General features: G+C 32.0%; 19 protein-coding genes and 1 riboswitch. Of the genes, 3 read left to right on the forward strand and 16 right to left on the reverse strand.

All coding sequences use genetic code 11. From position 1 onward, the window contains the following. Positions 1–117: 117 nt before the first annotated feature. From cysD to ACXAG4_RS09020, 10 genes are all read right to left on the reverse strand, one after another. Positions 118–1023: a sulfate adenylyltransferase subunit CysD gene (cysD, locus tag ACXAG4_RS08975; RefSeq protein ID WP_475295738.1), complete on the reverse strand. Its 906-nt coding sequence runs from the start codon at positions 1021–1023 to the stop codon at positions 118–120. Positions 1024–1035: 12 nt separating this feature from the next. Continuing rightward, complete coding sequence (locus ACXAG4_RS08980; protein ID WP_475295739.1) at positions 1036–1656, reverse strand: phosphoadenosine phosphosulfate reductase domain-containing protein; 621 nt, start codon at positions 1654–1656, stop codon at positions 1036–1038. An 11-nt stretch (positions 1657–1667) separates the two neighbouring features. Continuing rightward, positions 1668–1925: a DUF2061 domain-containing protein gene (locus ACXAG4_RS08985; RefSeq protein WP_475295740.1), complete on the reverse strand. Its 258-nt coding sequence runs from the start codon at positions 1923–1925 to the stop codon at positions 1668–1670. A 166-nt stretch (positions 1926–2091) separates the two neighbouring features. After that, complete coding sequence (locus ACXAG4_RS08990) at positions 2092–2505, reverse strand: RrF2 family transcriptional regulator (protein WP_475295741.1); 414 nt, start codon at positions 2503–2505, stop codon at positions 2092–2094. Positions 2506–2600: 95 nt separating this feature from the next. Further along, entirely contained in the window at positions 2601–3071 is a 471-nt protein-coding gene (locus ACXAG4_RS08995; protein ID WP_475295742.1) for an Hsp20/alpha crystallin family protein, read from the reverse strand. Between the two features lie 51 nt (positions 3072–3122). Continuing rightward, on the reverse strand, positions 3123–3428 hold the full coding sequence (locus ACXAG4_RS09000; RefSeq protein WP_475295743.1) for a hypothetical protein: 306 nt from the start codon (positions 3426–3428) through the stop codon (positions 3123–3125). A gap of 324 nt (positions 3429–3752) precedes the next feature. Then, on the reverse strand, positions 3753–4925 hold the full coding sequence (locus tag ACXAG4_RS09005; protein ID WP_475295744.1) for a trans-sulfuration enzyme family protein: 1173 nt from the start codon (positions 4923–4925) through the stop codon (positions 3753–3755). A gap of 206 nt (positions 4926–5131) precedes the next feature. Then, positions 5132–8530, reverse strand: coding sequence for a bifunctional aspartate kinase/homoserine dehydrogenase I (thrA, locus tag ACXAG4_RS09010; RefSeq protein WP_475295745.1), 3399 nt, complete (start codon positions 8528–8530; stop codon positions 5132–5134). Positions 8531–8740: 210 nt separating this feature from the next. Beyond that, positions 8741–10015, reverse strand: a complete 1275-nt coding sequence (locus ACXAG4_RS09015) for an O-acetylhomoserine aminocarboxypropyltransferase/cysteine synthase family protein (RefSeq protein WP_475295746.1) — start codon at positions 10013–10015, stop codon at positions 8741–8743. 120 nt (positions 10016–10135) lie between these two features. Beyond that, positions 10136–10261, reverse strand: a riboswitch (SAM riboswitch). A gap of 85 nt (positions 10262–10346) precedes the next feature. Further along, complete coding sequence (locus ACXAG4_RS09020; protein ID WP_475295747.1) at positions 10347–11891, reverse strand: hypothetical protein; 1545 nt, start codon at positions 11889–11891, stop codon at positions 10347–10349. A 149-nt stretch (positions 11892–12040) separates the two neighbouring features. On the opposite strand from ACXAG4_RS09020, the gene ACXAG4_RS09025 reads away from it, so the two are divergent. From ACXAG4_RS09025 to ACXAG4_RS09035, 3 genes are all read left to right on the forward strand, one after another. After that, on the forward strand, positions 12041–13216 hold the full coding sequence (locus ACXAG4_RS09025) for a 2-isopropylmalate synthase (protein WP_475295748.1): 1176 nt from the start codon (positions 12041–12043) through the stop codon (positions 13214–13216). Positions 13217–13227: 11 nt separating this feature from the next. After that, a complete protein-coding gene (gene leuB, locus ACXAG4_RS09030) occupies positions 13228–14337 on the forward strand; it encodes a 3-isopropylmalate dehydrogenase (RefSeq protein WP_475295749.1) in 1110 nt (369 codons plus the stop codon). A 175-nt stretch (positions 14338–14512) separates the two neighbouring features. Further along, on the forward strand, positions 14513–15916 hold the full coding sequence (locus ACXAG4_RS09035) for an MptA/MptB family glycosyltransferase (protein ID WP_475295750.1): 1404 nt from the start codon (positions 14513–14515) through the stop codon (positions 15914–15916). Here the strand turns inward: ACXAG4_RS09035 and ACXAG4_RS09040 are convergent. The 6 genes from ACXAG4_RS09040 to ACXAG4_RS09065 form a co-directional block, all read right to left on the reverse strand. Next, positions 15900–16130 (reverse strand): hypothetical protein, encoded by a 231-nt coding sequence (locus ACXAG4_RS09040; protein WP_475295751.1) that lies wholly within the window; start codon positions 16128–16130, stop codon positions 15900–15902. The genes ACXAG4_RS09035 and ACXAG4_RS09040 overlap by 17 nt on opposite strands. A gap of 26 nt (positions 16131–16156) precedes the next feature. Beyond that, complete coding sequence (locus ACXAG4_RS09045) at positions 16157–16450, reverse strand: hypothetical protein (RefSeq protein ID WP_475295752.1); 294 nt, start codon at positions 16448–16450, stop codon at positions 16157–16159. 198 nt (positions 16451–16648) lie between these two features. Further along, positions 16649–17461 carry a pseudouridine synthase gene (locus ACXAG4_RS09050; protein WP_475295753.1) on the reverse strand — a complete coding sequence of 271 codons (813 nt, stop codon included), beginning with the start codon at positions 17459–17461 and terminating at the stop codon, positions 16649–16651. A 114-nt stretch (positions 17462–17575) separates the two neighbouring features. After that, entirely contained in the window at positions 17576–18478 is a 903-nt protein-coding gene (locus ACXAG4_RS09055; protein WP_475295754.1) for a geranylgeranylglycerol-phosphate geranylgeranyltransferase, read from the reverse strand. 48 nt (positions 18479–18526) lie between these two features. Then, complete coding sequence (locus tag ACXAG4_RS09060) at positions 18527–19456, reverse strand: mevalonate kinase family protein (RefSeq protein ID WP_475295755.1); 930 nt, start codon at positions 19454–19456, stop codon at positions 18527–18529. A gap of 79 nt (positions 19457–19535) precedes the next feature. Further along, positions 19536–20636 carry a diphosphomevalonate decarboxylase gene (locus ACXAG4_RS09065; RefSeq protein ID WP_475295756.1) on the reverse strand — a complete coding sequence of 367 codons (1101 nt, stop codon included), beginning with the start codon at positions 20634–20636 and terminating at the stop codon, positions 19536–19538. Positions 20637–20639: the final 3 nt, after the last annotated feature.

Here is a 20639-nt window from a genome sequence, read left to right on the forward strand (position 1 = left end):
TATAGCTGTTAGCCTCTAGCTTTTAGCTCTTGGCTTATTAATTATTTATATATTGTTTTAATTTTCTGCTAATAGCTAATAGCTAATAGCGAACGGCTAAATTTTCTAAAGAAAATTTTAAAAATACCCTTGTTGTTTACGTTTTTCCATAGCGGCTTCAGAGCGTTTATCATCAATTCTGGCCCCACGTTCTGAAATTGAAGAATCTCTAATTTCTTCAACTACTTTTGAAATTGAAACGGCATCAGATAATACTGCTGCTGTACAACTCATGTCTCCAACAGTTCTAAAACGCACCATTTCTTCAATTACCTCTTCGTCTTCATCTCTATAAACAACGCCGTCTTCAGCAGACCAAATCATACCGTCTCTTAAGAATACTTTACGTTTGTGTGCGAAATAAATTGATGGTATTTCAATATTTTCTTTTTCAATGTAAGACCAAACATCTAATTCTGTCCAGTTTGAAATTGGGAACACACGCACGTTTTGTCCTAATTCAATTTCACCGTTTAACATATCAAATAATTCTGGTCTTTGGTTTTTCTCATCCCATTGTCCAAAATCATCACGTACTGAAAAAATACGTTCTTTTGCTCTTGCTTTTTCTTCATCTCTGCGCGCACCACCAATACATGCATCAAATTTAAATTCTTCAATAGCATCTAAAAGCGTGGTAGTTTGCAACATATTTCTACTTGCGTAACGGCCAGATTCTTCTTTTACTTTTCCTTGATCAATAGAATCTTGTACATTTCTAACAATAAGTTCTAAACCTAATTCTTCAACTAATCTATCTCTAAACTCTATAGTTTCAGGGAAGTTATGCCCTGTATCTATATGCATTAAAGGAAAAGGAATTTTTGCCGGGTAAAATGCCTTTTGAGCTAACCTAACAAGTGTAATAGAATCTTTTCCTCCTGAAAATAATAAAACTGGTCTTTCAAACTGAGCTGCTACTTCTCTAATAATGTAAATAGCTTCGTTTTCTAAAGCGTTAATATATGATGTATCTTTCTTCATAATCTTATGTTGTTAAGCGTGCAATCCGCATTCTCTGTTAGCTAATGCTTTTGTTGGATCGAAATATTTAAATTCGTTTGGTAAATTATTTTCTTCTAAATAGGCATCTAATTTTTCATCAGACCAATAGTAAAACGGACTTACTTTAAGAACACCATCTGCACTTAAACTAAAAACATCAATACTGTTTCTAAAAGCTGTTTGCCCTTGGCGCAAGTTTGTAAACCATACTTTTGGCTTATGTTCTTCCATAGCTCTTCTAAACGGTTCTAACTTTACCTGCTCAGTAAACTCTGCATGTTTTGGATCATCTACACTTGGTATGCCCATAACCACATCTCTATGTGAAGCTGTTTGCTTTGGCACATATAAAAATATATTTAAACTTAAGTTTTTAATAACCTGTTCTGCATGTTTGTATGTTTGTGGTGTATTGTAACCAGTATCGCACCAAACCACAGGAACTTTTTTAACCTCTTTGCTTACCGCGTGTAAAATTGCAGCTTCGTAAGGCCTAAAATTTGTTGTTACTACAGCATTACTATTAAGCTCAAAAGCTTTTTTTATAATTTCTGAAGGCGTAGCGTTTTTAAATTCCTTGTTTAAACCTTGTATTTGTTCTTCTGTAAACATGTTTTTATATATTATTTTCCCCATTTAATAGCGTTCCACGCACGTTCATGAAAAAAGTATAAAATTAATTTTGTAATAAAATCTACCGATGCAATAGATGCTGCAACCGCTATTTTTCCTGTTAAAAAATAAGAAACAACCAGTGTATCTAAAGTTCCAACTACTCTCCAACTTAATGCTTTAGCCACACTTCTAATTGGTTTTTCACCAGCAGCATCTTCTTTATAAGTAGATTTCTCTTTACTTTTTAATAACATTTGCGCTATCATTTGTCATTTATTATATTAATCCTATCAATTTAATAGGGATTACAAATGTAAAACTTTTTTTGAGATAAAAAACCTAATTAACAACTTTTTAGAATAATGGAACTATTTTAACCTAAACAGGCTAAAATGCACAATGATTTTTTTAAATTTTAAGAATTTGGCAATACTAAACGCCAGACAAATCGGCTAAAGTTTTGTTTTTAAACACATTAAGCGTGCTGTCTCTAACTTCAATCATTAATTTGTGTACGCTACATTGGTGTTCGTCTGGGCAGTCATCGCACTTTTCATAAAAGTTTAAACTTACACAAGGCACCATGGCTATTGGGCCTTCAAGCACGCGCATAACATCGGTCATTAAAATATCGGCAGGTTCTTTTCGTAAATAGTAACCACCGTGTTTTCCTTTTTTAGAGCCTAAAAGTCCAGCTTTACGCAAGGTTAGAAGAATGCTTTCTAAAAATTTTTGTGGTATGTTTTCGCTTTCAGCAATTTCACCAACTCTAACAGGATTTTCTCCATCACTTCTAGCAATAAAAGTTAATGCCTTTAGTCCGTATTTAGTTTTTTTAGATAGCATGTTGCTAATATAGATAAAATAAAAAAACTAAATACAAATTAGATTAAACATAAAAAAAGCCTCAACAAACGAGGCTTTTCATTATCATTTTTAAACTAAGATATTGTTATTGTACGCGGCGGTTTTTGTTTGGCTTCTTCTTTTTTAGGCAAGTCTACACTCAAAATACCATCATTATAAGTTGCTTTTATTTTGGACTCTTCAATGTATTCTGGTAATGAAAATGTTCTTTTAAAAGAAGCATAACCAAATTCTTGACGGATATAACTCTCTTCAACCTCTGCCTTATTCCTTTCAGAAGCAATAGACAATACTTGATTATCTAAGTCTATAGAGAAATCTTCTTTTTTCATTCCTGGCACTGCCATATCAACATAAAAAGCATCAGCCGTTTCTTTAATATTAACTTTAGGCAGGGTTATACCCGTGTTAAAGTTTGACATCATAATTGAAGGTAAATCAGATGAAAACATTCTATCAATCCAATTTGACCAAGCCGGAAAATCAGCAAACCCATCTGCTTTCGCTAAACTTCCATTTTTTTGAGTTGTTACTAAGTTGCTCATAATTAAAAAATTTAGTTAAACAAATAAAATTAAACATATATTATTTTCAGATTATGCCACGCCTGCTACGTTTGTGCTTGAAACAAAAGGCATGTCATTATTTTTGGCTATTGTTATAGTTAATTGATTATTATGGAATTTTGTATTCAAAAGCTTACAAAACTCTGAATTGGGCAAAACCAAAAAGCTTTCTATAAAAACTGGCTTCTTTTTAATAACACCAAAATTACTTTCAATTTTTGCAATCATTACTTTTAATGTTAAAATTCCATTAGAAATATCAACTTTGTAATTACCAGAATTTAACAAAGGGGCCTTTAATTGAATTTTGAGCAAATTATCATTTTCAAAATCCATTTTTAATTGCGTAAGCTTAAAGTTATTTATTCGCTGCGATTTTAAGCTTTTCACATACTTATTAAAATCATTTATTTCCATAATAAAAAATTATAATAATTAAACAAAAAACTAATAACTCATTGTGGGTGAAATTAACAGTATGAACTAATTTCAACAAAAAAAATACCAAAACTAATTACACCTGTTTTTTTTAACAAAATGTAAAATGAAAAATGAAAAATTGTCAGTTTTTTTTAAACAAAAAAAACAGTAATTATTTAAAATTACTGTTCAATATTACATTTAAATAGCTGAAAAAATTTCAGGCTGACATTTTTTCAATTATTTCAAAGCCTGCTCAAAATCTGCTATAATATCATCAATATGCTCTAAACCTAATGAGCAACGCACCATACCATCAGTAATACCAACAGCTGCTTTAACCTCGGGTTCTACCTTAGCATGTGTAGTGCTTGCCGGATGTGTTACAATGGTACGCGTATCTCCTAAATTTGCAGAGAGTGAACACATTTTAATGTTGTCAAAAAAGTTGCGCCCACCTTCAATACCGCCTTCAACTTCAAAAGCTACAATATTACCACCTAAACGCATTTGTTTTTTGGCAATATCATATTTTGGATGCGATTTTAAAAACGGATACTTTACCCACTTTATTTTAGGGTGTGCCTCTAAAAACGTTGCCAATTTTAAGGCATTTTCACAATGTTTCTCTACACGAACCGCCAAGGTTTCTAAAGATTTTGATAACACCCAAGCATTAAACGGACTCATAGAAGGCCCTGTTAAACGCGAAAACAGGTATATTTCTCTAATAAGTTCTTTTTTTCCAACGGTTACACCTCCTAAAACTCTACCCTGACCATCCATTAATTTAGTGGCCGAATGCACTACCAAATCTGCACCATGTTTTATAGGGTTTTGCAAATAAGGCGTTGCAAAGCAATTATCAATAATTAATAACAAATTGTGCTTTTTACAAAGCCCACTTAAAAACTCTAAATCTAACACATCAACCCCAGGATTTGTTGGTGTTTCGGCATAAATAAACTTTGTATTTGGTTTAATTAAACCCTCAATAGTTTCGGGTTCATTAATATTAAAATACGAAAAATCTATATGCCATTTTGGTAAGTATTTAGTAAACAACCCGTGTGTAGCACCAAAAACCGAACTGCAAGACACCACATGATCTCCTGCGCTTAACAATGCCGCAAACGTTGAAAACACAGCAGCCATACCACTTGCAAAAGCAAAACCAGCCTCAGCACCTTCCATTTTGCATACTTTTTCAATAAACTCATTAGTATTTGGGTTACTGTAACGGCTATACAAATCACGTTGTTTTTCTTCGGCAAATGATGCACGCATTTCTTCAGCATCATCAAACACAAAACCAGAGGTTAAGTATAATGGCACTGAATGTTCTGAAAACCGTGTGGTTTCAGTCTGTGTTCGTATTGCTTCTGTTTCAAAATGTTTTTTTTCTTTGCTCATTTTATCAATCTGCTTTATAAAGTCATTACAACCTTAAAACTTTAATTATTATTTTTTGGCATTCCCTTTCAGGTCGGGCTTTACGCTATATCTTTTTTGAGAAAAACAAAAAAGGATGCCGCTTCAATCCCTAATGCATCAAGTGCTAAGTATAATTTCAAACCCAAACATCAGGTTTACTTACAAGCTTTTTGCTGTTGTTTTTACTAATTTATATACTTACTCAATCTTAAAATATCACCAAAAACACCACGTGCAGTAACCTCTGCACCTGCACCTGCGCCTTGTATTACAATGGGCTGTTCACCATAGCTCTCAGTAAAAATTTCAAAAATAGCATCGCTACCTTTTACGTGGCCCAACGTACTATCTTCAGGTATAGATACTAATTTTACTTCTAAATTTCCTTTATCCTGTGATAAATCACCCGATAAATCGCCCACATAACGCAACACATGCCCAGGTTGTTGGTTATCTTTTATTTGTTGGTATTGCGCATCTAAAACATTTAACTGACTTAAAAATTCTGCAACCGATATGTTTTGATAAGCCTCAGGTATTAAATTCTGCACAGCAACATCTTCAAACTCATTTTGCAAATCTAACTCTCTGGCTAAAATCAATAATTTTCTAGCCACATCATTTCCAGAGAAATCTTCACGCGGATCGGGTTCTGTAAAACCTTTATCAATTGTTTCCTGTATAATTTCACTAAACGGCTTTTTTTCAACCGAAAAATTATTAAACAAATAACTTAAAGTTCCTGAAAACACACCTCGTATTCTGGTTATATTTTCACCAGACTCATGTAATAATTTAATAGTATCAATTAACGGCAAACCTGCACCAACAGTTGTTTCATAAAGGTATTGCTTTTTGTTTTCTTTTAAATGCACACGCAAATCTTTATAAAACGCATGCGAAATGGTATTGGCAATTTTGTTAGACGACACCAAATCAAAACCCGCCTCAACTAAAGGTTTATAATTATCATGAAATGTGCCGCTAGCAGTATTATCTACAGCTATTAAATTTTCTAAATGATTATTTTTAGCAAACGCTATAACATCATTAACACTACTTGCTGCATCACTCTCAACTATAGCTTGTTCCCAATTGGCATTTACGCCTTGTTTATTTAGCAATAGCTTTTTTGAATTGGCAATAGCAAAAACATTTAAATTAATGCCTTTACGTTTTTCAATATCATTTTTAGACTTTAATATTTGATTAATTAATGCACCACCAACGCCACCATGACCAAAAATAGCAATGTTTATTTTTTTAGAAACTCCAAAGACTTCACCATGTATAACATTTAACGCTTTGTGTAATTGCGCTTTTTTAACAACCAAACTTACGTTTTTACCTGTTACTGTATTATTAAATAACAATGGTGTAATTTGGTTTTTTATTAATGCATTAAATGGTTTATGAAACGATGCTAACTCAATACCTACAATAGATATAACAGCCACATCATTATTTACAGCAATATTGTTTACGTCTTGCGACTGAAAATCGGTTGCAAACTCACGCTCTAGAGCGGCTACCGCTTGTGCTGCCTGATTAGCATCTATAATTAAGCCAATACCTCTTTCTGAAGAGCCTTGAGACACAATACTTACACTAATACCCGAACTACCTAATGCTCCAAAAATTCTGGCATCAACACCAATTTTACCCAATAAACCACGACCTTCTAAATTTAAAAGCGCCACATTATCTAACACAGATAATGATGTGACTTCTTTTGCGCTAGGTTTAGCAGTAATTAAGGTGCCTTCATCATTAGCATTAAACGTATTTAATATTCTTAAATTAATATTTTTTTCAACTAACGGAATAATGGTTTTGGCGTGCAACACCGAAGCGCCAAAGTTTGCCAATTCATTTGCTTCGCTAAAAGAAAGTTCTCTAATTTGTTTAGCGTCGGGCACCAAATTGGGGTCGGCTGTATAAATACCGTTTACATGTGTGTAATTTTGAAGTTCTTCGGCATCTAAAAAATTTGCTAATAAAGCTGCTGTATAATTACTGCCGTTTCTACCTAAAGTAGTAGTTTCATTATTTAAATTTGAAGCAATAAAACCCGTAACAATATTAACAACACCTGTATTTTGTTTAAAATAATTTCTAGTATTTTCTTTTGAAAGTTTTGACAGTGGTTGTGCATTACCAAAAACAGCATCGGTTTTTATTAAGTTTCGCGCATCGGTAGCTTTAGCCTTTATACCACGGGCATTTAATAAATTAGCTATAAGTTTAATCGATAATAATTCACCTTGTGCCAAAATATTATCTTTTGTCTTTTTACTGTAATCTCCTAGTAAACTAACGCCTTCAAACAATTTATCTAACAGTAAAAACTCTTCTGAAAAATCTACGCTTTTAGCAGGCAATTGTTGGTATTCTTTAAAAACTTCTAAAGCTTCTTTATATGGTTTACCCTTAATGGCTTTGTTTAAAATAGCCTCTAAATCATCAGTAGCTGAACCTCTTGCCGATACCACCACACTTATTTGTTCACCGGCATTAACTTTAGCTTCAATAATAGACAATACGGTTTCAAGCCCTTTACCGTTGGCTAAAGATTTGCCGCCAAATTTCAACACTTTTATGCGTTTACTTTTAGAGTTTGGCACAAAAATGCTTTCAATAATATGCTCTAACTGCTCATATTCCATTAAAAAAGCATCGTGTCCGTGTACAGAATGAATTTCGTTGTAGGTAACATTGGGGTGTGTTAAAGCTAACTGTTTGTGTGTTTCACGATTTTCTTCAGCAGTAAAAAACAAATCTGAATCTACACCAACAATATGTATGTTTGCCTTAATGTTATCTAACACATTAAAATCTTCTTCTCTACCTTTGGTAACATCAATAGTTTTTAACAATTGATTCATTAATTTATAAGCCGATAATTGAAAACGCTCTTGCAATTTTTTACCATGGTGCAACAACCAACTCTCTACATTAAAAATCTCTAAATCTTCATTTTTGGTACGTTTAAAACGCTCTTTAAAAGATTCTGGCGTGCGGTAACACAACATAGCATGCATACGTGCATCATGCACTGGGTTTTTAGAATTTAGTAAAAACTGTTCTTGTATTTGGCAATTGGCAATTAACCAATCGGTAGATTTCCAATCGGTTGCCACAACTACTAAATTTGCTGTAAAATCAGGTTTCAAAACAGCCATTTCCCAAGCAATTCCGCCACCTAAAGAACCTCCAATGGTTGCAAAAACTTTGCCTGTGTTTAACACCTGTAAACCTTGTAAAAAAAGTTTAGCAACATCACGTGCCACAAAATCTTTATAGTTTTCTATTATAAAACCATCAAACCCGTTACCCGGAATATTAAAAGCTAAAATTGAATATGTATTGGTATCAATTACCTTATTTTCACCAATTAAATCTTTCCACCAACCATCTTCACCCGCCACGTTACTATTGCCCGTTAACGCGTGGTTTACCAACACTATTGGCGCTGTACCTAATGCTTTACCAAACACTTGGTAACTAAGTTTAATTTTGGGGTTAGTAGCACCACTTTCGGTAGTGTAATTAGTAATTGTTATATGCTGTAATTCGTTTTTCAAAGTATTATAAATTTTGGGCGTTACCTTATCAGGTCGGGCTATACACTATATCTTTTTTGTTTTTATAGCTCATCAGGTCATTTCTTATACGGCGAAGTAATCTTTAAATTGCAACAGATTACTTCGTCGTACCTCCTTGTAACCATAGTATATTTGCAAACACAAAAAAGGATGCCGTTTCTATCCCTAACGCTTGTGTTTGCAAAGTATTTAAATTTTAGCAAATGCCTGTTTTAAATCTGCTTTTAAATCTTCAATATCTTCAATACCCACAGATAATCTAATTAAATCTGGAGACACGCCTGCACTTGCTTGTTGTGCTTCATCTAACTGTTGGTGCGTGGTGCTTGATGGATGAATAATTAATGATTTTGTATCACCAATATTGGCTAATAATGAAAAAATTTGAGTTTCGTCTGCAATAGTTTTAGCTGCATCAAAACCACCTTTATGTCCAAAAGTTACAATACCGCTTTGTCCTTTTGGCAAGTACTTTTTAGCCAAAGCGTTGTATTTACTACTTTCTAAACCAGGATAATTTACCCATGCAACCTCGTCTTGCGCTTCTAACCATTTAGCCAATTCTAAAGCATTTTCACTATGTTGCTTAATTCTTACTGGCAGAGTTTCTAAACCTTGTAAAATATTAAACGCATTGGTAGGACTAATAGCTCCACCAAAATCACGTAACCCTTCTAAAATAAGTTTAAAAGTATATGAAGCCGCACCAAGTGTTTCATGATATTTTAAACCGTGGTAACCTGCCGAAGGCTCTGTAAATTCAGGAAATTTACCGTTTGCCCAATCAAAAGTTCCAGCATCAATAATAGCACCACCAAGTGATGTTCCTTGTCCGCCAATATACTTTGTTAATGAGTGAATTACTATGTTAGCCCCATGTTTAATTGGATTTAATAGTGCTGGTGTTGCTACTGTATTATCTACAATAAAAGGCACCCCAGCAGCTTTTGAGTGTACTGAAATAGCTTCTAAATCTAAAACATCTAGTTTTGGATTACCCAAAGACTCTACAAAAAAGGCTCTGGTATTATCTTGCACTGCTTCTTTAAAATTATCTGGGTTAGAGGCATCAACAAATGTGGTTGTAATACCTAAACGTGGTAACGTTACATTTAATAAATTATAGGTACCACCATATAAACTACTTGATGCTACAATATGATCGCCTGCTTTTAAAAGCGTTAATAAACCTGTTGAAATAGCTGCTGTACCCGATGCAAATACTACTGCTCCAATACCACCTTCTACAGCTGCTAAACGTTCTTGTAAAATTTGATTTGTTGGGTTGTTTAAACGGGTGTAAATAAAGCCTAATTCTTGTAATGAAAACAGGTTTGCTGCGTGGTCTGAATTATTAAAAACATATGATGTAGTTTGATAAATAGGCACTGCCCTTGTACCACCGTTTGCTTTTACATCATGACCTGCGTGTAATGCGTTTGTTGCTAATTTTTGATTGCTCATTTTTCTAGTTTTTTCTTTGAGTTAATAACTTAATTCAAAAGTCAAAATAATGCTTACATAGCATGTTTGATATAGAAAAATGTTAAAAAGAAATTTAAAATTACAGGAAGTAATTTTGTTACGTTATCTATCCAAACACCAATAAATGAATTGGTTGTTTAAGTAGAATTTAGCACCTTCTTTAATAAGTTTAAAGGGTTGCTAAGGTTTCAAAGGGTCTAATCCCTCCACCTTTCTTGATAACATTTCAATATGTTTGTTGAACTTTTGTGATGCAAATATTCAAATAGTAAAGTGTATTTTCCAAATTTTTAACAAGAAATTTTAAAAATCAGTTTAAATTCATTTCAAACTTATCTCTAATTATTTGCCCTATAGGTTTATTTTCAATTTTAGATTCTAACCATGAAATAATGTCTAAATAAAGGAAAGCTCTACTTTGGTAAGGGTCTTCTTCAAACTCTTTTAGTTTTTTATGCAGCTTTATAAATTCATTTTTAACCTCATGGGGGTAAATATCACCTAATCTTCGTAAAAACTTAATAAACTCTTTTTGTACTTCGTATAAATCTTCCATTTTAATTAAAAATTTATAAGTACTTTTTATTAAGGCATCTAAATTATAATCTAAACCGGCTTCGTAATGTGCTACCAAATTTAAAATACGAGAAAAACACAACAAATCTTCACGCATTTGTAGTGATTTATTGTCTATTATTTTTTCTAAATATAAAATACAACCTTTGTTGTTTCCGGCACCAAAATACATGCTAGCTATTTTATAATAAAATACCATAATATGGTGTTCATCAATTCTATCTTGGTACTTTTTTAATTGCTCTAAAACCTCATCAATTAACGGTAAGCCTTCGTTAAAGCTCCCCTGTATAAAATGTAAATTAAAACGGTTTGCGTATAAATACAGGAAAGTTAAGCCTTCAATATTATCATCTGAAGGAAACCATTTTTCTTGGGTAATACTTTCTAATTTATTTAAGTATTCTTTAAATTTTTCGTGCTGGCGCAAGTAAAAAAGTGCTTCTAACAAATAATGATTACCGCGTAAAAAGAATACGGGGTTTAGCGTAATCATATCTTTATTATCGTAAAATAAACTAACCCATTTTGATGCATATTTGTAACACGCTAAAAAATCTTGTGTTAAAAAACTATACCATAAATGCGCTTTGTAAAGCCATAACTTTTCTCTAAAACCAAGCTCATTAATATCATATTCAGGCATTCTAGCATTAAAATACTCTGTAATACGTTTAGTTTCGGCATCATTTTTTACATAACCTGTTTTTAAAAATAGCCCGTACAATTGTAGTGATAAGTTTGACAGTTTACTTGCCACAACGTTTTGCTGGCTTAAAGCTTTGGCTTGTATGGTTAGTTCATCGGCTCTGTTACTTAAACTGCGTGTTATATATTGTGATTCTATTATTTTTTCAAGTTCAACAATTTCATAAGCTATATTTTTTTCTTCGTTAGCTATAGCCATGTTTTTGGCTTTTTCTAATATTTTCAAACTCTGTTTGTAAAGTCCTTTGTGATATAAAATAGTAGCAAAATCAAGTTGTTCGCGTATTTGTATGCGCGCATCTTGGTGCGATGGGTTTAACCTTAAACTTATAAGTATTTGTTTGTAAAGGTGCGCTTTTAGGTTTGATAGTTGCTGTTTTTTTACAATACCTTTTTTTAGTATAGCTGCTTCGTCATATTTTGCTAGCTTATCTAAAATATTAAATAACAGCAAGAATTTAGAGTCTTCATTCACCCCTAATCTGCCAACATAAAGTTTAAATTGTCTTTTTTCTGACTTAGACAATGATTTTACCAAAACAAACAAATTATCTTTTTGCTCTCTTGTCATAGGCTTAAAAACATAGTTAAAATATTGTAAAACAGATATTTAACACTAAAGCATATTGGTTAAACATCGTAAAAAAAGCAATTAAAGATCTGTGTTTTACGAAACCAAAATATACATTCGTAAATGAATAAGAAAATATATTTTAATAAATGTCTGATAATAAGGTACAAATTTTTGACACAACGCTAAGAGATGGCGAGCAAGTTCCTGGTTGTAAACTAAATACTGAACAAAAATTAGTTATTGCTGAACAGCTTGATCTTTTAGGTGTAGATATTATTGAAGCTGGTTTCCCTGTTTCTAGTCCTGGCGACTTCAAATCTGTTGAAGCCATTTCAAAAATAGTTAAAAACGCAACTGTTTGCGGACTTACACGCTCAGTTGAAAACGATATAAAAGTTGCTGCAGAGGCATTAAAACATGCTAAAAAACCAAGAATACATACTGGTATTGGTACTTCTGAATCTCATATAAAATTCAAATTTAAATCTACTCAAGAAGCTATTATTGAACGTGCAGTAAAGGCTGTAAGTTACGCAAAATCGTTTGTTGAAGATGTTGAGTTTTATGCTGAAGATGCTGGTAGAACTGATAATGAATATTTAGCTCGTGTTTGTGAAGCCGTTATTAAAGCTGGCGCTACGGTTTTAAACATTCCTGACACTACAGGCTACTGTTTACCACATGAATACGGTGCGAAAATTAAATATTTAAAAGAAAATGTAAAAGGTATTGATAAAGCTATTTTATCTTGTCACTGCCACAACGATTTAGGTTTGGCTACCGCCAACTCAATTGAAGGTGTAATTAACGGCGCCAGACAAATTGAGTGTACAATTAACGGTATTGGTGAACGCGCCGGAAACACCGCTTTAGAGGAAGTTGTTATGATTTTAAGACAACACCCTTACTTAAATTTAGACACCAATATAAAGTCTGAAATGCTTTATGGACTAAGTCAATTAGTTTCAGATAGTATGGGTATTTACACACAGCCAAATAAAGCTATTGTTGGTGCCAATGCTTTTGCTCACAGTTCTGGTATACACCAAGACGGTGTGATTAAAAATCGTGAAACTTATGAAATTATAGACCCTAAAGCTGTTGGTGTAACAGAATCTGCTATTGTACTTACAGCAAGAAGCGGTAGAGCTGCATTAGCTTACAGAGCTAAAAATGTAGGTTATGAGCTTACAAAGCTTCAATTAGACGAAGTTTACACTAAATTTTTAGAGTTTGCTGACAAGAAAAAAGAAATAGATGATAATGATATACATCAAATAGTAGAGTCTAGCTCTGTTTATAAAGATATCATTTCAGCATAAAAACAAAAGGTATGAAACTAAATATAGCTGTTTTACCAGGCGATGGTATAGGACCCGAAGTTACAGCACAAGCCGTTAAGGTTTTAAAAGCTATTGCTATGGAGTTTAACCACGTTTTTACTTTTAAAACAGCTTTAGTTGGGGCCAGTGCCATTGAAAAAACCGGTTTACCACTACCCGAAGAAACTATTAGCATTTGTGATAAAGCAGATGCTATTTTATTTGGCGCTATTGGCAACCCTAAGTATGATGATCCTACTATTGATGTACGCCCAGAACAAGGGCTTTTAGGCTTACGCAAAACCTTTGATTTACATACCAATATTAGACCCGTAATTGCTTATGAAGATTTACTAAACAAATCATCATTAAAAGTAAAACAAATACGAGGTACAAATATTTTAATTTATAGAGAGCTTACTAGCGGCATATATTTTGGCAAAAAAAAATATAATGATACCGAAGCTTCTGATGTATGTAAATATACCCGCAAAGAAATTGAACGTATAGCCCACCAAGCATTTAAAGCTGCACAAGGACGCCAAAAAAAATTAACATTAGTTGATAAAGCTAACGTACTTGCAAGCTCAAGACTTTGGCGTAAAGTAGTTAAAGATATTGCCACTGAATACCCTGATGTAACTTTAGAGTGCCGCTATATTGATAATGTAGCCATGGCGCTCATTATTAACCCCAGACAGTTTGATGTTATTTTAACAGAAAACATGTTTGGTGATATTTTATCTGAAGAAGCAAGTGTAATTGTTGGCTCAATTGGTTTATTAGCTTCGGCATCAATAGGCGATAAGCATGTAATGTTTGAACCCATACACGGTGCTTACTCAAAAGCTACTAATAAAGGTATTGCTAACCCAATTGCATCCATTTTATCGGCAGCAATGTTGTTAGATCATTTCGGATTATATGACGAAGCCACTTTGGTTAGAGAAGGAGTTGATAAAGCTTTAAAACTTCACATTACAACACCTGATTTAAACACCAAATACGATAATATTAGCACCACTAAAGTAGGAGATTTTATTGAAGATTTTATTCATAACCCAGACGAGACCAATCTAAACTTTACTAACATACATTTAGGACAGTCAACTATCATTTAATTATTTGAGTTAGTCGCCAAAACACAATTAAAACTTACAGACGTCCGAAACAAAAAGAGCACTTTACGTGCTCTTTTTTAATGACTTTATTTTATAATATTCAATCTCTATTAATAAATATTTAGGTAAGTTTTGTAAACCACACACTACAAACAAATAGTATTATATTTAACCTATGCAAATACACCTATCTATTTTAAAAATTTTTAAAACACCCATGTTGTTGTGTGTGTTATGTTTATTTCTGTATTTTAATTTTGCTTATAATCTAGAACGAACAGAATACATAAAACTTACAGGATTATACACATGCCTTTTTGCTATTTTTTATTGGCTTGTTAATACATATAAAACCAATACTAAACTATTAACAACGTTTGCTTTTGTATTTAGAGCGGTGTTTATAGTTGCAATACCAAACTTATCACAAGATTTTTACCGTTTTATTTGGGATGGTAATATGATTTTAGAAGGATACAACCCTTACTTGCACACAGTATCAAGTTTTATAGACACCAATAATTATCCTTTTAAAAATGCTTTAGAACTTTTTTACGGCATGGGTAAATTAAATGCTAGTCATTTTACAAATTACCCACCAGTAAATCAATTATGTTTTGTTATAGCAAATCTATTTCCTGGCAGTAGCATTTTAAGTTCTGTAATTGGATTAAGACTCATTATTATTGCTGCAGATATTGGCTCTTTTTACTTCGGAAAAAAATTATTAAAACTTCTAAATATTCCCATTCATAATATATTTTGGTTTATATTAAATCCTTTTATTATTATTGAATTAACTGGAAATTTACACTTTGAAGGTGTTATGGTTTTCTTTTTAATTTGGAGTTTATACTTATTACACAAAGGAAAATGGCTAGGTAGCGCTGTTGTTTTAGCGCTATCTATTTCAACTAAATTAATACCATTACTATTTTTACCTTTGTTTTTTCAATGGTTTGTTTCGGCTAGGTTTCATAAAAATAAAACACAAAACCTAACATTTTCATTTTGGAAATCTTTAAAAAAACTCAGTCTATTTTATGTCGTTGTTGGCATTACAACTATTTTATTATTTGCACCATTTTTTTCAATGCAATTTGTTTCAAACTACACACAAACAGTTGGCTTATGGTTTAAAAATTTTGAATTTAACGCTAGTATTTACTACATAGCCCGTGCTATTGGTTATACCTTTAGAGGATATAATGAAATAGCTATTATTGGCAAAGCCATACCTGTTTTGGTAATTTTATTTGTGCTAATAAATACTTTTTTAAAAAAACGTATTGGTATGCAACAACTTATTATTGCTATGCTTATGGTTTTAAGTTTTTATTACTTTATATCAACAACAGTGCACCCGTGGTATGTAGTTACAATATTAGGTTTATCAGTTTTTACAAACTATAAATTTCCTTTAGTTTGGAGCTATATGATTATTTTAAGCTATTTAGCTTACATGCAAATAGGCAACGCCAACAAACAAGAAAACCTTATTATTATTGGCATTGAATACCTTATTGTTTATAGTGTATTTTTTTGGGAAATGTTTAATAAACCTAAGCAACTAACGTAAGCGAGTCTATCCTGTAAATTACAGAACTATCTAAATCATCAAATATTTCAGAATAAGTTAATTTAAAAGTTTGGTCTATCAGCGCTTTATCTTCTTTTAAATTGTATTTGTATAAAGCTTTGGGATGTACTTCTTCAAAAGCTAATTCATCTCCATTATCAAACCAAAACGTAAAATATCCGTTTTGATAAGATTTAAAAACTGCGGTTTTCATGCGTTGTAAAAAAGAATCGTAATATGTTAATCGTCATCGTTATTAAAGTCGTCTTCAGGAGCAAGGGCTGGTGTGTCTTCACTTGAATCATCATCGTTATCATCATCACCAAAATCTTGCATTGCTTGCACTAAACGCTTACCAACTTTCACTAAATAAATGGTGTCTTCTGTTTTAACTTCAACAGCTTCTATAACTTCATTTTTTGCATTTCTGAAAGATATGATGTCATCATCATCATATCCATCTGGAAATTTTTCAACAAGAAGATTTAATATATCTTGATTCAGTTTTTGGTAATCTACAATTTTACGTATCATTTTATTTTTGGGGTTACTTGGTAAAATGGTTACTTAAATAATAGTGTTAAATTAAAAATTATTTTTTAAACCTTTAAAAAAATAATTTGATTTTTTTGTTTTAATGCCACTACAAATGAAAGATAAAAAATGAAACAACGGCATTATGTAATTGTTAACTTTAAAAAAACCACACTGTAAATTAGTGTGGTTTGAGTTTTATAACATTTTTAACATGGTAAGTTCTTCTTTAGAGAGGTGTTTCCAATGCCCCCGCGGAATGTCTTTTTTTGTTAAATGCGCAATAGCAACACAATCTATACTTAAAATATCATAATTAAAGTGCTCAAAAATTGTACGTATTATTGTGTTTCCTGTATTTTTTATTTTTAAACCAACTTCTTTTTTTGAAGTGCCATCAACATAACTTATTTCTTCAACAGTTATTAGTTTATCTTGAATTTTAAAGCCGTTTTGAATTTTCTTTAAATCTTCTAATTTCAGATTTTTATCTAGTTCTATATGAAATAATCGCGCCACTCCCTTTTTGGAGTTTTTAAACTTATCTTCTATGTCTTTGTCGTTTGTAAAAAGCAGTAATCCTTTTGAGTTTCGGCCTAAACGCCCAATAGGTTTTATACGTGATGATGTGGCGTTAGCAACCAAATCCATAACCGTTCTGCCTTTGCCTTCGCTTGTAGTTGTTGCAAAACCTTTTGGTTTATTTAAAAGTACATAGGCTTTTTGCTCTGGGCTAATTCTAGAGCCATCATACCTTACCTCATCAGTAGGTTTTACTTTATAACCCATTTCGGTTACAACTTTGCCGTTAACCGTAACTAAACCTGTAGCTATATGAACATCGGCTTCTCTACGCGAGCAAATACCGGCATTAGCTATGTATTTATTCAACCTTATATCTGCACTGCTATTGGTATTATTAGTTTGGGGTTTGGGTTTTGACGCTCTATTTTGTGCATTTTTATTAAATGCTTTTCCGCCTTGTGGTTTTCCTCCGCGTTGCCTGTTCATTCGTTAAATTTTTTGACAAAGATATGCTTTAAATTGTGATTTTTAATTTTTTGTTTACTGATTTATATCTAATTACAAAGAAAAAAATAAGTTGTTTTTATGTAAAAACCTTGGCTAAATTCTATTCAAAATAACACTTACATCAATTAGTAAAATGCTAAAAACACCAAGTAATAATATAAATTTTAAAATATTGTGAAGTATTAAATAATGTGTTTTAGTTTGTGATTTCCAAAGAACTATTAAAAACAAAAACAATAAAAAGGCACTTAAATAAAAAAATAAATACATATGCCCAACATGATACTTAAAAAGCAGCAAGTATGTTGGTAATAGCGTTAAAACCGATAATATTGTTAACATGGCCTTTGATGCCTTTTCACCGTAAGCTATTGGTATTGTTTTGTAGTTTTGGGCCAAATCTCCGGTAATGTTTTCTAAATCTTTTGTGAGTTCACGCATTGAAATTATTAAAAACAAATAGGTAGCATGTACAAAAATAACCGTGTCAAAATTTTTGTAATACATAAAAATGGCAAAAAAAGGCAAAATGGTTAATACCGCCGATGTTACATTACCAACCATTGGCAGTCTTTTTAGTTTATGAGAATAAAACCAAATACCAAAAATATATACCGAAAAAAACAAAACGGCATTAAACGCAACATAACTTGCAAATATTACTGCCAAAAAATTGAGTACGAAATAAAAAGATAACTTAGTGTTTTGGCTTATTAACCTATCTAGTTTAGACTTTATTGGCCTGTTAATTAAGTCTTTTTCAGAATCGTAAAAATTATTAATTATGTAACCACCTGCAATTGCTGCAGCTGATGCTAACACAAGCATAAGTAAATTAACATCAAAAACAACTGTTTTTAAAGGTGCATTTGGTGCTAAAATGTAAATTGAAGTTAAGTATTGAGCTACTACAACTACTAAAATGTTGTAACCTCTAACCACAGAAAACATGCTAAAAAATTTTAACAAAATATATTTCTGTTTTCTTGAAAGCATAAAGAAACGTAATGAAATCCTGAAATAATTTTCAGGATAACAAAGGTATTAAAAGTTATAAACTACTTCTAATTTATAGTCTGAAAGTGCTTGTTTTGCTTTGTGAATATCTTCAGTAAATCCTAAAATATAACCGCCACCGCCAGAGCCGCAAAGTTTTAAATAGTAATCATTGGTTTCTAAACCTTTTTTCCAAAGCTCATGAAATTGAGCAGGAATCATAGGTTTAAAATGACTTAAAACTACTTTTGATAGTTGTTTTGTGTTGTTGAATAACGATTTTATATCACCTTTTAAAAAGTCGTCTACACAAGCATCAGTATGTTTTATAAACTGATTTTTAATCATTTTACGAAAACCTTCTTGCTTCATGTTTTCCATAAAAATGCTAATCATTGGTGCAGTTTCACCAATAATACCACTATCTAATAAAAACACAGCACCTTTTCCATCTACTTTTTGCGAAGGAATCCCTGTGGCTTCAATATTATCTTTAGAATTTATTAGAATAGGAATACTCAAATAACTATTTAAAGGGTCTAAACCTGATGATTTTCCGTGGAAAAAAGATTCCATTGCCGAAAAAATGGTTTTCAACTTTAAAAGCTTTTCTCTAGTTAAGTTTTCTAGAACGGTAATTTTTTCATTGGCATATTTATCATAAATAGCAGCTACTAAAGCACCACTACTACCAACGCCATAACCTTGCGGAATTGAAGAATCAAAATACATACCCGCATTTACATGACTTTTTAAAGTATCAATATCAAAAGACACCAAATTAGCGTCAATTGTAGCCAAATAGTCTGTAAACTTTTTTAAACTTTGATTTGATTTTATAGCAGTTTCCGATGGGTTTTCATCAGTTTTTAAAGCACCATTATAAAAGCTATATGGTATTGATAACCCTTTGGAATCTTTAATAATTCCGTACTCACCAAAGAGTAAAATTTTAGAATAAAATAATGGTCCTTTCATAATTTCTAGTAAGATTAAGGGGCGTTACCTTAATTTTTGTTTAATAAAATTACAATGTTTTTAAACAAAAAACAAGTTTTTAATCTATTTTATTGGCGCCAAGTCCAATTTGGTCGCAAATATAATGTCCGTTTTGGCAATATGCAACTAATTCATTCTTAATGAATTCTAATACGTTTTGTTTTTCGTTAACCGGATATAAAAGATGAACATTGGCACCGGCATCTAGCGTAAAACACAACTTAGAACCAGTTTTTTCTCTATATGCCCAAATTTTATTAATAATTTCTAACGTATTTGGTTTCATTAAAATAAAATAAGGCAAGCTAGTCATCATCATGGCATGCAGTGTTAAAGCTTCACTTTCAACAATTTTTATAAAAGCATCTAAATTGCCTGTTTTAAAAACTGTAATTAATGCCGAAAGATTTTTATGCGCTTGGTTGAAACGTTGTTCTGCAAACGGGTGGTTATGCATTAAACCATGGCCAACTGTACTGCTTACTTGTTTTTCACCTTTATCAACCAATAGAATAGTATCTTGGTAATCTTTAAAATTGGCATGTACTTCAAACGGATATTTTACACCAAACACATCAGAACTTCCAGTAATTTCACTGTGTTCTCCCCAAGTCACCAAGTTCCCTTCAATACTTCGGCACGCACTACCAGAGCCTAAACGCGCTAAAAAAGAGGCTTTTTGGTTAAAGTAGTTTTTAAATTCTTCATTTTCGCTTTCAACCACATCCACTAACGCCTTTTCAACACTCATTAAACATAATGCTAAAGCACTCATACCAGAAGCCGATGATGCTATACCCGAACTGTGCGGAAATGTATTTTGAGTTTCTATTTCAAAATGAAATTTTTTTAAAAACGGCATGTAAACTTCAATACGCTTAAAAAAAGTTTCAATTTTTGGTTTAAAACTGTCTTTTTGTTCTCCATTTAAAAATACTTTAAACGAAAAATTATCTGTAGTTTCTTTTTTAGAGTAACGCAAAGTAGTTTTTGTTTTACAGCCACTTAACGTAAAACTTATAGATGGGTTTGCAGGAATTTGGTTTTCCTTTTTACCCCAATATTTAACCAAGGCAATATTACTAGGAGACTCCCAAGTTACACTGCCGTTTTCAACTGTTTTTGGGTAAGGTTTTGGTATAAATTGTTGTGCTGTCATATT

The sequence above is a fragment of the Seonamhaeicola sp. ABD4_175 genome, assembly GCF_056160885.1.